The sequence below is a fragment of the Saccharopolyspora sp. NPDC049426 genome (assembly GCF_040676935.1).
Classification (GTDB): Bacteria; Actinomycetota; Actinomycetes; order Mycobacteriales; family Pseudonocardiaceae; genus Saccharopolyspora.
The window spans coordinates 112,824-125,832 of the sequence record NZ_JBFAPZ010000014.1; the positions used below are offsets into that span (position 1 = coordinate 112,824).

Annotated in this window: 11 protein-coding genes; 5 read left to right on the forward strand and 6 right to left on the reverse strand. The window is 71.1% G+C overall.

Translation table 11 applies throughout. From position 1 onward, the window contains the following. Positions 1-3 precede the first annotated feature (3 nt). On the reverse strand, positions 4-1,491 hold the full coding sequence (locus tag AB0J78_RS27115) for an acyl--CoA ligase family protein (RefSeq protein WP_363793769.1): 1,488 nt from the start codon (positions 1,489-1,491) through the stop codon (positions 4-6). A gap of 224 nt (positions 1,492-1,715) precedes the next feature. Between AB0J78_RS27115 and AB0J78_RS27120 the strand changes: the two genes are divergently transcribed. Continuing rightward, positions 1,716-2,129: a hypothetical protein gene (locus AB0J78_RS27120; protein WP_363793771.1), complete on the forward strand. Its 414-nt coding sequence runs from the start codon at positions 1,716-1,718 to the stop codon at positions 2,127-2,129. Between the two features lie 64 nt (positions 2,130-2,193). Here AB0J78_RS27120 and AB0J78_RS27125 read toward each other — a convergent pair whose 3' ends face one another. Continuing rightward, positions 2,194-2,691, reverse strand: coding sequence for an XdhC family protein (locus AB0J78_RS27125; RefSeq protein WP_363793773.1), 498 nt, complete (start codon positions 2,689-2,691; stop codon positions 2,194-2,196). Between the two features lie 42 nt (positions 2,692-2,733). After that, positions 2,734-3,360, reverse strand: a complete 627-nt coding sequence (locus tag AB0J78_RS27130; protein WP_363793775.1) for a class I SAM-dependent methyltransferase — start codon at positions 3,358-3,360, stop codon at positions 2,734-2,736. Positions 3,361-3,624: 264 nt separating this feature from the next. On the opposite strand from AB0J78_RS27130, the gene AB0J78_RS27135 reads away from it, so the two are divergent. The 4 genes from AB0J78_RS27135 (at position 3,625) to AB0J78_RS27150 (ending at position 7,977) form a co-directional block, all read left to right on the forward strand. After that, on the forward strand, positions 3,625-6,111 hold the full coding sequence (locus tag AB0J78_RS27135; protein WP_363793777.1) for an ATP-dependent Clp protease ATP-binding subunit: 2,487 nt from the start codon (positions 3,625-3,627) through the stop codon (positions 6,109-6,111). 69 nt (positions 6,112-6,180) lie between these two features. Further along, the gene (locus tag AB0J78_RS27140) at positions 6,181-6,528 is read left to right on the forward strand and encodes a gamma-glutamylcyclotransferase family protein (RefSeq protein WP_363793779.1); all 348 of its coding nucleotides are present in this window, start codon (positions 6,181-6,183) and stop codon (positions 6,526-6,528) included. 149 nt (positions 6,529-6,677) lie between these two features. After that, positions 6,678-6,944, forward strand: a complete 267-nt coding sequence (locus AB0J78_RS27145) for a DUF3040 domain-containing protein (protein ID WP_363793781.1) — start codon at positions 6,678-6,680, stop codon at positions 6,942-6,944. Positions 6,945-7,113: 169 nt separating this feature from the next. Continuing rightward, positions 7,114-7,977 (forward strand): NAD(P)-dependent oxidoreductase, encoded by an 864-nt coding sequence (locus tag AB0J78_RS27150; protein ID WP_363793782.1) that lies wholly within the window; start codon positions 7,114-7,116, stop codon positions 7,975-7,977. 27 nt (positions 7,978-8,004) lie between these two features. Here AB0J78_RS27150 and AB0J78_RS27155 read toward each other — a convergent pair whose 3' ends face one another. From AB0J78_RS27155 to AB0J78_RS27165, 3 genes are all read right to left on the reverse strand, one after another. Continuing rightward, entirely contained in the window at positions 8,005-10,167 is a 2,163-nt protein-coding gene (locus tag AB0J78_RS27155) for a glycoside hydrolase family 3 C-terminal domain-containing protein (protein WP_363793784.1), read from the reverse strand. Positions 10,168-10,264: 97 nt separating this feature from the next. Continuing rightward, positions 10,265-12,085, reverse strand: a complete 1,821-nt coding sequence (locus AB0J78_RS27160; RefSeq protein WP_363793786.1) for a TIM barrel protein — start codon at positions 12,083-12,085, stop codon at positions 10,265-10,267. Continuing rightward, positions 12,078-12,920: a shikimate dehydrogenase gene (locus tag AB0J78_RS27165; RefSeq protein WP_363793788.1), complete on the reverse strand. Its 843-nt coding sequence runs from the start codon at positions 12,918-12,920 to the stop codon at positions 12,078-12,080. The genes AB0J78_RS27160 and AB0J78_RS27165 overlap by 8 nt, the downstream gene beginning before the upstream one ends. Positions 12,921-13,009 lie beyond the last annotated feature (89 nt).

A 13,009-nucleotide genomic window follows, 5' to 3' on the forward strand; every position in this document is an offset into this window, starting at 1 on the left:
TTCTCATCCGGACGCGGCCGTGGCACGCAGGACGTTCTTCTGAAGCTTCCCGGTGGAGGTCTTGGGCAGCTCGCCGAAGACGATCTTCTTCGGCGCCTTGAACGCGGCGATGCGAGCGCGGACGAAGTCGATCAGCTCGGCCTCCCCGGTGCTCGACCGCTCCCGCAGGCTGACGAAGGCGACCGGGACCTCGCCCCACTTCTCGTGCGGTGCCGCGACCACGGCGGCCTCCAGCACGTCGGGGTGGGCGGTGAGTGCGTTCTCGACCTCGATGGAGGTGATGTTCTCGCCGCCGGAGATGATCACGTCCTTGAGCCGGTCGCGCAGCTCGACGTAGCCGTCGGGGTGACGGACACCGAGGTCACCGCTGCGGAACCAGCCGTCGAGGGTGGCGTTCTCGGTGGCCTCGGGGTCGCGGTAGTAGCCGAGCATGACGTCGTTGCCGCGCAGCAGGATCTCGCCCGGCGTCCGCCCGTCGGCGGGGACGTCGTGGCCTTCGGGATCGGTGACCCGGACCGGTTCTGCGACGACGTTGGCGATGCCCTGCCGGGCGATCAGCCACGCGCGGCGCTCCGGGTCAGCGCTGTCCCACTCCGGCTGCCACTCGCAGACCACGGCGGGGCCGAAGGTCTCGGTGAGCCCGTACAGGTGGCGGATGTCGAACCCGAGCTCGCCCATCCGCTCCAGCAGCGCCGGCCACGGCGGTGCGCCGCCCGCGAAGACGCGCAGCACGTGGTTCAGCGTCCGCGCGTCGGGGTGCTCGGCGAGCATCGCCAGCACGGTCGGCGCCGCGCAGAAGTGCGTGATGCCCTCGGCGTCGATCGCGCGCCAGATCTCGCCGGGATCGACCTTGCGCAGGCAGTGGTGCACCCCGCCGGCGGCCGTCACGGCCCACGGGAAGCACCAGCCGTTGGTGTGGAACATCGGCAGCGTCCACAGGTACTGCGAGGACGTGTCGAGCTTGGCGTGGTACGCCATCGCCAGGGCCTGCAGGTAGGCGCCCCGGTGGTGGTACATGACGCCCTTGGGGCGGCCGGTGGTCCCGCTGGTGTAGTTGATCGACAGCAGCGACCGCTCGTCGGTCACCTCGACGCGGTGCGGTTCGGCCGCGTCGACCAGCTCGTCGTAGGACTCCGAATCGATCACCGGGATCGACTGCTCCCCCAGCACCTCTCGGTACTCGGCGTCGAGCAGGACCAGGCTCGCCCCGCTGTGCTCCACGATGTAGGCGATCTCGGGCGACGAGAGGCGGGTGTTGAGCGCGACCAGCACCGCACCGGCCAGCGGGACGCCGTAGTGCGCTTCCAGCAGCAGGTGGGTGTTCGGTGAGAGCACCGCGACCCGATCACCGGGTTCGACTCCCCGCGCGGCCAGCAGTCCGGCCAGCCGCTGCGCGCGGTCACAGAGCTGCGCGTAGGTGTCCCGGCGGTCGCCGTCGACGACGGCCGGCCGGTCGGCGAACACCGCCGCCGCGCGCTCCAGGAAGGACACCGGACTCAGTTCTCGAAAAGCGATCCCGGCCAACGCGAAACCTCCCTCTGCACCCGTCGTTGGGCGAGCGGAGCATAACCACCCGAATCGCGTCCGGGCGAGGCTCGGCACTCGAAGTCGCCGGTTTCCGCCGCGTCGGCGATGAGCCCGGCCCGTGGCGCGGCGATCGCGGCGTGCGTCACACGAGAACTCCTCTGACCTGCGCAGAGTGGTACAGATCGAGCATGAGCACTCCCAGCGTCGGCGGTGACGGCTCCGTGCCCCGAACGGTCCACGTCTCGGACGCGTTGCAGGCTCGGCTGGACACCTTCCGCGACCAGGACACCGGCCGGACGACGACATCGGTGACCTTCGACGCGATCGCGCACTTCCGAGCCGAGCTGCCGGAGTTGGTGCGGGCTTCCCGAGCCCGGCTCGCCTCACCGGCGGCCGATGCGGCAGGGGTGCGCTATCTCGGTGCGGGACCCGTGCACCTCCGGCTCCGCCCGGATGCCACCTGCGCGGAGTTGCTCGACCGACTGTCGACCGAACTCGGCTTGTCCTGGGAAATCTGGGTTCCACCGGTGCTCAACGCCTACCTGCCCGGGCGGAAGGAACCCGAGAACATGCCGTGGCTCGTGCTTGAAGAGGCGACTTGAGGCGCAGGGTCGCACTCGGTCGGGGCAGCCACCGGTCATGACGGCGGATCGCCGCCGTGCGGCCTCAGAAGTCGAAGCCGCCGGGTTTTCCGTTGCGGTCGGCGATGAGCCCGGCCAGCGTAGCGATGGCGATCTCGGGTGGCGTGCGCGAACCGATGTTGAGCCCGATGGGCCGGTGCACCCGCTCGATCTGGGAGTCGTCCACGCCGAGATCGCGCAGCGCCTGGACGTGCGGGCCCTCGTGGCGCGGGTTGCCCATGATCCCGATCCAGCGGGCCTCGTGCCGCAGCGCGTCGCGCAGCACGGGGCCGAGCTCGTCGCGGTGGTGGTCGGTGACGACCAGGTCCGTGCCGGGGCTCAACTCCGGCACCTCCGCCAGGGCGTCCAGGCTCGCGGCACGTTCCGGGTCTGGTTCGACGAGCATCGTGACGTAGCCGAGGTCCCGGCCGTAGCGCAGCAGGTGTTCGGCGACGGGCGAGGCGAAGACCGCCACCAGCGCTCGCTGCCCGGATTCGGCTGGCACGTCACCGTGCGCGACCGCGCACGCGGCATCCTCGGTCATGCGCCAAGCATGCCAGCCGCTCCCAGGCCGGGACCACCACCGCTACAGCCGCGTGGCGGTGGCCAGCCAGGCCGGGGCGTCCACCTGCGTTCCCTCGGCGACGCCGTGGGCCTTCGCGTGATCACCGCGCGCCACACCCCGGTAGCTGCTCGGGCGGACGCGCTCCAGCCGCCAGCCGTCGGTGAACACGCGCGGGAACACCGACTCAGCGACGCGCGGCCCGAGTGCGGGCTCGGCGTCGGCCAGCGCCAGCACGTGGACCGTCGCGCCCGGCCGGCACACGGCGTGCAGGCTGCGCAGGTACCGCAGCTGGTCCTCCTGCCCGAAGACGTGGAACAGGGCGCTGTCGACGACCGTGTCGAAGGGCCCGCCGGTCAGCGCCAGCGCGTCGGCGGTCTCGATGCGCGCGGGCACGTCTCGCGCGGCGGCGTTGGCCCGGGCGAGTTCGACGGCGTGCGGCGCCGAGTCGACGCCCAGCACGTCGTAGCCGAGTTCGGTCAGCAGGATGGTGTGCTCGCCGGTGCCGCAGCCGGGGTCGAGCACCGCTCCCCCGATCTCACCACCGCGTTCGAGCTCGACGATCGCCGGCTGCGGCGCACCGATCACCCACGGTGCGGTGCCCGCCACATACGCCTCGTCGAATACTGAGCGATCCACAGACGTTCCCATGAGGTGTCCCCTTCATCAGAGCAGGTCACCTCAGCCTGCGACCTCCACCTAAGTGGAGGTCAACACGTCCGCGAGTCGCATCTGGGCGACGCCTGCGGCGCCGCAGCGGGCTGAGCGCGTTCGATCCGCCCGGGGCGCAGAACGTGACGCGAACCACTCCACGATCAACTTGGAATTACAGAGCACACGCTTACGTTGGTTGATAGCGACTGACTCAAGTAGATGGCGGCGATGCTGAGCAACACCGTCACGAGGAGGTAAGTAATGGCGACGTTCTTCGGACCGGTCGGTGGCCCGTTCGACGAGTACTTCGCGCGCTTCTTCGGGGCCGAGGACTCCGCGGGCGGCTCGCGCCGCGTCGACATCACCGAGCTGATGACCGAGCAGGCGCAACAGCTGGTCGGCGAGGCCGCGAAGTTCGCACGTGACCGCGGGCAGAGTAGCCTCGACGCCCTGCACCTGCTGTGGTCGGCCGCCAAGCAGGAGCCGACCCGGTCGCAGCTCGGCCAGCTGGGCGTGGACACCGAGTCCTTCGCCAAGCAGGTCGAGGGGCACCTGCCCGCCGCGGCCGGCCCGGTCGACGGCGAGTCCGTCTCGCTGACGCTGGCCGCGCGCACCGCGCTGGCCGACGCCCACCGGGTGGCTCGCGCGCTGGGCTCTACCTACATCGGTCCGCAGCACCTGCTGCTGGCGCTGTCGGCCAACCCCGAGACCGAGGCCGGCCGCCTGCTGGCCGGTGCCGGTGCGGGCCCCGAGGCCCTGCGCGACGCCGGGCAGCGGCCCACCCCGCGGCAGACGCCGGAGTCCAGCCCGAGCGGCGGTCAGACCCCGACGCTGGACGAGTACGGCCGCGACCTCACCCAGCAGGCCCGCGACGGCGGTCTGGACCCGGTGATCGGCCGCGCCGACGAGATCGAGCAGACCATCGAGATCCTGTCCCGTCGCACCAAGAACAACCCGGTGCTGGTCGGTGAGGCCGGTGTCGGCAAGACCGCGATCGTGGAGGGGCTTGCCCAGGCCATCGCCTCCGGTGACGTGCCCGAGGTGCTCACCGGCAAGCGAGTCGTGCAGCTGGACCTCTCGGCGATGCTGTCCGGCACCCGCTACCGGGGTGACTTCGAGGAGCGGATGACCAAGGTCATCGACGAGATCGCCGAGCACAGCGGCGAGCTGATCGTGTTCATCGACGAGCTACACACCGTCGTCGGCGCCGGTGGTGCCGAGGGCGCGATGGACGCGGGCAACATGCTCAAGCCGCGACTGGCTCGCGGTGAGCTGCACGTCGTCGGTGCCACCACGCTCGACGAGTACCGCAAGAACATCGAGAAGGACCCGGCCCTGGAACGCCGCTTCCAGCCCGTCCAGGTGCCCGAGCCGAGCGTGCCCGACACGATCACGATCCTGCGGGGACTGCAGGAGCAGTACGAGAAGCACCACAAGGTCAGCTACACCGAGGAGGCCGTGCAGGCCGCCGCGAAGCTGTCCGACCAGTACATCAACGACCGGTTCCTGCCGGACAAGGCCCTCGACCTGATCGACCAGGCGGGTGCCCGCAAGCGGCTCAACGCCGGCGTCGCCGACGACGGCGAACTCCGCGCGCGGGTCGAGCGGCTGGAGCAGCACAAGAACGAGGCGGTCGCCGAGGAGGACTACGAGCGCGCCTCCGCGCTGCGCGACGAGATCACCGCCGCGCAGGCACGGTTGGAGCAGGGCGGTTCGGGCGTGCTGGAGGTCGGTCCGGCCGACATCGCCGAGGTCGTCTCGCGGGCGACCGGTGTTCCGGTGGCGCGGCTGACGGCCGAGGAGAAGGTCCGGCTGCAGAACCTGGAGTCGGAGCTGCACCAGCGGGTCGTCGGACAGGACGACGCGGTGCGGGCGCTGGCCCGCGCGGTGCGGCGCTCGCGCAGCGGACTGGGCGACCCGTCCCGTCCGGTGGGCAGCTTCCTGTTCCTGGGTCCGACCGGTGTCGGCAAGACCGAGCTGGCCAAGGCGCTGGCGGAGTCGCTGTTCGGCGACGAGCAGCGGATGATCCGGCTGGACATGAGCGAGTTCCAGGAGCGGCACACCGCCAGTCGGCTGGTCGGCGCCCCGCCGGGGTACGTCGGGCACGGCGAGGCCGGTGAGCTGACCGAGGCCGTGCGGCGGAGCCCCTACTCCGTGGTCCTGCTCGACGAGATCGAGAAGGCGCACCCGGACGTGTTCAACACGCTGCTGCAGGTCCTCGACGACGGCCGCCTGACCGACGGTCAGGGTCGCACGGTGGACTTCAGCAACACGGTGCTGATCATGACCAGCAACCTGGCTTCGGAGGTCGTCTCCAGCGCGGGCGGCAAGATCGGCTTCACCGCCGGCAGCCCCACGCAGGACCTGGAGGAGCGGGTCATGCCGAAGCTCAAGGACGCCTTCCGGCCGGAGTTCCTCAACCGCATCAACGAGATCGTGGTGTTCAAGCGCCTCGACGGCGAGCAGCTGCACACCATCACCCGTGCGCTGCTGGCGACCACCACGAAGCGGCTGGCCGATCTGGGCGTCGAGGTCGTCTTCGACGACGACGCGGTGGCCTGGGTCTCCGATCGCGGCTACCAGCCCGAGTTCGGTGCGCGGCCGTTGCGCCGGGCCATCGAGCGCGAGGTCGACGACCGGATCAGCGACCTGATCCTGGACGGCGAGCTCACCGAGGGCACCCGGCTGCGGGTCGGCACCCGCGACGGCGGCCTGGACCTCCAGGTGGAGGCCCCTGTCGCCGCGTGACGGTCGGAGATGAGGAGGCGGGCACCTGCGGGTGTCCGCCTCCTCTCGTGTCCGGGGAGAATCCGGGGCGTGTCGGACCGCATCGTCGTCTACGGGACCCTGCAACGCGGCTCGAGCGCGTGGCACCTGCTGGAACCACTGGTCACCGGCCCGTGCGAGCGGGTCCAGGTCCCCGGAACGCTCTACGACACGGGCCTGGGCTACCCGGCCCTGCGCCTCGACGGAGGCGGCCGGGTGCCCGCGCAGGTGTTCCGCCTCCGCGATCCCGACCGCGCCTGGCCGGTGCTCGACGCCTACGAGGGTCCCGAGTACGAGCGCCGGCTGATCACCCTCGCGGGCCTGCCCTGCTGGGTCTACACCTGGCCGGGACCGGTGTCCGACCTGCGTCCGCTCCCGCAGGGATGGCCGCCGGGCTGAGACGGCGGGCGATGGTGCGCGCGAAATGCGCTCTCCCTGGTCACGGGGTTGTGGGTTGCTGCGGGCGTCGCCTGGATTGACCCTTCACAGCACGTTCCAACGTTGCGATACTTGTTCAACCAGGCGGTACTACCCGGTGGAGGTGGGCCATGCTTCCCAGGGACGAACGGCGCCGCCTGCGCGAGATCGAGCAGCAGCTCGTCGACGAGGATCCCAAGCTCGCACGCAGGCTGAGCCAGACCAGCACCTTCGGTTACCTGCGCGCCCGCGTCTCCGCCCGGATGACGCTGGCCGCCTGCGCGGCCGCGCTGTCGCTCATGTGCCTGTTCCTCAACGAGGGCGCGGCGGCGCTGACGGCCGCGGCGCTGACCGGGTTCCTGCTGATCTCCCGCACCTGGCGCATCGAACTCCACTGATCATCCACTGTGGCCGGTTCGTCCCGTTCCGACCAGGAAACGCCCTGCGCCCGAACGCTTCGCGCGCGCACAGCACCAACACACCGGTGGTGTGTTGGTTTGGTGCGCCGGAAGTCGTGCGAGGAGAATCGGCGGCGAGTTCGAGTCTCTGGGTTGGGAGCGTTTCACCATGACCACAGTCGCCTTCCTCGGCACCGGCACGATGGGTGCGCCGATGGTGCGCAACCTGGCCGCCGCCGGATTCGACCTGCGGGTGTGGAACCGCACGCGCAGCCGGGCCGAGCCACTGGCCGAGACCGGCGCGGTCGTCGTCGACTCCCCCGCCGAGGCCGCGCGAGGCGCGGACGTCCTGGTCACGATGCTGCTCGACGCCGAATCGACGCTCACCGCCGGTCGTGAGGCCGCCGCCGCGCTGAACACCGGTGGCGTGTGGGCGCAGATGGGAACCATCGGCCTTCCGGGAACGGAGGCGGTGTGCGCGGCCGCGGCCGAGATCGGCGGTGTCACCGTCGTCGACGCCCCCGTGCTGGGCACGAAGCTCCCAGCCGAGAAGGGTGAGCTGGTGGTGCTGGCCGCAGGCGCTCCCCAGGTGCGCGAGGTCGTGGCGCCGCTGTTCGACGCGGTCGGTTCCCGCACCCAGTGGGTCGGCGAAGACCCGTCGCAGGCCGGCGGATCGAGGCTGAAGCTCGTCGCCAACAACTGGGTGCTGACGCTGACCAACGCCGTGGGCGAATCGATCGCGCTGGCCGAGGACCTGGGCGTGGACCCGTCGGAGTTCCTGGCAGCGATCAAGGGCACCGCGACCGACTCGGCCTACGCGCACATGAAGGGGGCCACGATCATCAGCGGCGAGTTCCCACCCGCGTTCACCCTCAGCGCCGCCGCCAAGGACGCCGGTCTCGTGTCCCAGGCTGCCAGCGGCGCGGTGCGACTCGACCTGGCCGAAGCGGTCAGGGCCCGGTTCGCCCGAGCCCTGACCGCAGGCCACGCCGACGAGGACATGGCCGCCGTGTACTACGCCTCCAAGCCCTGATCTCGAGGAGGCGGCGACGACGTCACCTCACCGGACCCGGCGTTCGGCGGCGACGGTGAAGGTACCGTCGCCGCGGATGTCCCGGGAGGACTCACCGACGTGGACCCGGTGCTCGCCGGCCGCGACGGTCCAGCCGCCCGCCAGCTCGTCCCAGTACGACAGGGCCGAGTCGGTGAGGGTGAACTCCACCGACGCCGATCGGCCCGGCTCGAGGGTGAGCTTGGCGAAGCCCTTGAGCTGACGGGGCGGCTGCGGCACGTCCTCGCGCGGCGAGGGCAGGCCGAGGTAGAGCTGCGGGACGGCGTGCCCCGCCCGGTTGCCGGTGTTGGTGACCACCACGCTCACCTTCTCGCTGGACACGCGCAGGTCCGAGTAGGTGAAGGAGGTGTAGGACAGGCCGTGGCCGAACGGGAACGCCGGTTCGATCTCCCGGGCGTCGTAGTGCCGGTAGCCGATGAACACGCCTTCGGTGAAGTGCACGTCCAGGCCCTTGCCCGGGTAGCGGGCGATGTCGCCGGCGGTGGGCACGTCGTCGTCGCTGTCCGGGAAGGTCAGCGGTAGCCGTCCACCGGGGTCGGCGTCGCCGAAGAGCACGCGCGCGATCGCGGTGCCCGCGTTCGCGCCCGGGTACCAGGCCTCCAGCAGTGCGCGGGTGCGGTACCGCCACGGCGTGGCGACCGGACCGCCGGTTTCGAGCACGACCACGGTGTTGACGTTGGCGTCGAGAGCGGCCTCGATGATCGCGTCCTGGTCGGCCAGCGGGTTGCCGAGCGCGGGAGGCGGGAACTGGGCGATGCCGGAGTCCAGGTCGAGGCTCGGCTTGTCGAGGAACTCCGACATCATGTCCGAGACCACGACCACCGCGATATCGGCGTTGCGGGCGGCCTCGGCCGCCGCGCCCGGGGTCTTGCCGGGTTCGTGGACCACGGTGATGCCGGCTTCGGCGCCGCGCTGCTGGATGCCCTGCAGCGGGGAGACGAAGCTGTACGGGGTGGTCGAGGACGAGCCGCCGCCCTGCACGAACTTCTCGGCGGCCTCACCGATCACCGCGATGGTCTTGCCGCGCAGCGCGGCCGGGTCGAGCGGCAGCAGTCCGTCGTTGCGCAGCAGCGTCATGCCCTGCTCGGCGACGTGCCCTGCCGTGTCGAGGTGAGCCCGCTTGTCGATTTGGCTGTCGTCGTCGGGGTACGCGGGGCGGTCGAAGATGCCGTGCGCGAACATCGTGCGCAGGATGCGGCGAGCGTGCTCGTCCACATCGGACGTCGCGGCCTGACCGGTGGCCAGGGCGGTGCGGATCGCGGCCGGCGAGTACACCAGTGCGGGCCACGGTTCGAAGTCCATCCCGTTGGCCAGCGAGTTCCCGGTGGAGTGCATCGCGGCGTAGTCGGCGATGGTGTATCCGGTGAAACCCCACTCGTGCTTGAGCAGGTCGTTGAGCAGCCACTGGTGCTCGCAGGCGTACTGGCCGCCGACCCGGTTGTAGGAGCCCATGACCGCGCCGACGCCGGCTTCGCGCACGGCGGCCTCGAACGGCGGCAGGTAGATCTCGCGCAGCGTGCGCTCGTCGACCACGGCGTTGTAGAGCATCCGCGAGCCGACGACGCCGAGGGCGCCCTCCTGCGTGTAGGCGGCGAAGTGCTTGACGCACACCATCACGCCCTCGGAATGCGCTCCGGCAGCCCAGCCGACGCCGATCCGAGAGGACAGGTACGGGTCCTCGCCGAAGCCTTCGAAGGCGCGGCCGGAGGTGGGTAGGCGCAGCACGTCGACGGTGGGGCCGAAGACCACGTCGTTGCCCTTGCACCGCACCTCGTTGGCGACCGTGGCGCCGTAGGTCTTGGCCAGCTCGGGGTCGAACGAGGCGGCCAGCGACACGCCCGAGGGCATCGAGGTGCCGCTGCCCTGCCGGGAACCGACGGGCCCGTCGCCGTAGTGCACCGTCGGAATCCCGAGCCGCTCGACGCCGTGACCGGTGCCGGTGTGCCCGGATCCGGCCGCTCCCGCCAGGTCGTCGCCGCCCAGCAGCGAGATCTTCTCGTCCAGGGTCAGCTCGCGCAGCACCATCGCCGCTCGTTCGTCGGGCGAGAGCCCGGGGTCGCACCACGCGTGGTCTCCGCAGCGACCCGGTGCGGCCGCCGCCGTCGCGGTCGGCAGCACCGCGGCCAAGCCGGCGATTCCAGCGGCGGTCATGAGCGTCCGACGATTCACCTGCTGCATCTGGCGCTGGGCCCCTCTCACTCCGTACGTCGTACGATTTCGCCCAGTTTCCGCCAGGAACAGCGGTAGATCATCGTCCAGATGCAGTCATCCGCTGCCTCCGATGCGCGGCCATGCGCACCGGAGCGTTGACGACCCCGTACCCCGCGTAGTCGTCGATGCGTTGGACGAGTTCGAGGAACACCCGGGAGCCGAACAGCTCGGTGAACAGGTGCAGGAACTCGCCGCCCGCGTCGCGGTCGTAGAGCACCGAGCAGCGCCGCAGGGTCTCCAGCAGTTCCGGGCGGAGGTCGAAGCGGGCGTCGAGGTCGTCGTAGTAGTTGTCCGGGATCGGCAGCACCGGCGCACCGGCCTCGCGCAGGTGCTCGGCCGCCGCGATCACGTCGGTGCAGGTGAAGGCGATGTGCTGCGGGTCGCGGACGGCCGGGGCCCACTCGCCGCGGCGGACCAGCGTGCCGTTGAGCGCGATGCGCACCGAGCAGGTGGCATCGACCATCCCGCGGTTGCGGACCATGCCGAACGGCGCGGCGTACTCGGTGATCGCCTCCGGTTCCAGGCCGAGCACCGAACGGCAGAACAGCGCGGCCTCGTCGAAGTGGTCGAACGGCTGGGTCAGCGACACGTGGTCGATGCCGGTGATGTCCAGCCCCCGCCCCGGCGTCGCGGTGTCGCGGAAGTCGGAGAGCCAGCCGTCGGGCGCGTCGGTGTCGCAGAAGAACACGCCGGTGCCGTCGGGAGCGGCGACCGAGGCCAGTCCGGCTTCCTGCGGTCCGCGCTCGCGCGGCAGGATCGGCGAGCTCATCGCCTCGGCCCGCCGCGCCGAGCGCAGCGGGTCCGAGCTCTCCACCGCCAGCGCACCGATCTCCGCGGTGTCCGAGGTGGACGCGGTGGCGTTGATCAGCACCCGCGCGCCGCCCTGCTCCCAACGCCGCACGGGTTTGCTGCGGTGCTCCCCGGTCTCGGTGAAGCCCAACGCGGCGAGCCCGTCGGCCAGCCTTGCGGCGGTGGCGGGGTCGGCGACGAGTTCGGTGAAGGCGTATCCGTCCAGCTCGGGTGCGGGTTCGGCGACCGGGATCCCGAGCTGCTCCTCCAGCAGCCGAAGCGAGCGCATCGCGTCCACGGCAGCGGGTTTCGGATCGGCCTGCCGGAAGACGTCGTTGAACACCTCCAGCGACAGCGGCCCGGTGTAGCCGGCTTCCAGGACGTTGCCCGCGAAGGTCTTCAGGTCGAACGAGCCCTGGCCCGGGAACAGCCGGTGGTGCCGGCTCCACTGCAGCACATCCATGTCCAGCTTCGGCGCGTCGGCCAGCTGCAGGAAGAACAGCTTCTCGCCGGGGATGGTGCGGATCAGCGACGGGTCGCCGTCGCGGGAGAGCACGTGGAAGGAGTCCAGGCACAGCCCCAGCGCCGGGTGGTCCGCGCGGCGCACGATCCGCCAGGAGTGCTCGTAGGTGTTGACGAAACGCCCCCAGGCCAGCGCCTCGTAGGCCACCCGCATCCCGCGCGCGTCGGCGCGTTCGGCCAGCGCCCGCAGCTGTTCGGCGGCCAGCTCGTCGTCGTCGACGGCGTCCGGGGACACCGTCGAGCAGACCAGGACCAGGTCGGAGCCCAGCTGCTCCATGACGTCGAACTTGCGCTCGGCGCGGCGCAGGTTGTCGCGCAGCCGCGCGGGCGGGACGGCTTCGAAGTCGCGGAACGGCTGGTAGAGGTCGACCGAAAGGCCCAGGTCCCGGCACCGGGCGCCGATCTCGGCGGGTGACGCGGCCGAGGCGATCAGGTCGTTCTCGAAGATCTCCACACCGTCGAAACCTGCCGCAGCGGCTGCGGCGAGCTTGTCCTCCAGGGTGCCCGACAGGCAGACCGTGGCGATGGATCGTCGTGGCTCAGACATGCGCTCCCTCCAGTTCGGCGAAGTGCCGCAGCATCCGTTCGGCGTTGGGTTCCAAGCCGGTGAACAGCCGGAACGCGTCCACCGCCTGGAACACCGCCATGCCGCCGCCGTCGAGGACCCGGCAGCCGCGTCGGCGCGCGGTCACGACGAGTTCGGTGGCCAGCGGCCGGTAGACGACGTCGGCGACCCACATCTCCGGCCGCAGCAGCGCTGCGGGCACCGGCAGTCCCGGGTGGGCGGCCATGCCGGTGGGCGTGGCGTGCACCAGACCGTCGGCCTTGTCCAGTTCATCGTCGAGCCGTCCGCCGACGACCGCGCGTTCGGGCAGCGAGGCGGCCAGCGCGGCAGCGCGGTCGGCGTCGAGGTCGACGATCCGGACCTCCCCCGCTCCCAGGCCCAGCAGCGCGTGCGCGACCGCGGCCCCGGCACCTCCGGCGCCGAGCAGCAGGACCCTGTCCAGCTCGGCGTCGGGCAGTCCGCGCTGGAGGCTGCGGGCGAATCCGGAGTGGTCGGTGTTGTGGCCGACGGCGCGCGCGCCGTCGAAGACGACGGTGTTGACCGCGCCCAGCGCTGTGGCATCCTCGTCCACCTCGTCGAGGTGATCGAGGACGAGCTGCTTGCAGGGGTGGGTGATGTTCAGCCCCCGGTAGCCCTCCGCGCGGGCGCGGGCCAGCAGCTCGCCGACGGCGCCCGGCGGTTCGCCGAGATCGCCGAGGTCCCACCGCCGGTAGTGGTAGTCCAGGCCGAGTTCGGCGGCCTCCCGCTCGTGCAACGCCGGGCTCAGCGACGGGCCGATGCCCGATCCGATGAGCCCCACCAGGTAGCCGTCGTGCACTCCGCACTCCCCATTAAGTAACGAACTAGCTAGTTAATTGTAGGCACACGAGGCGCTCCCCCGGAAGACCGCGTGCACTAGAGTGGCGC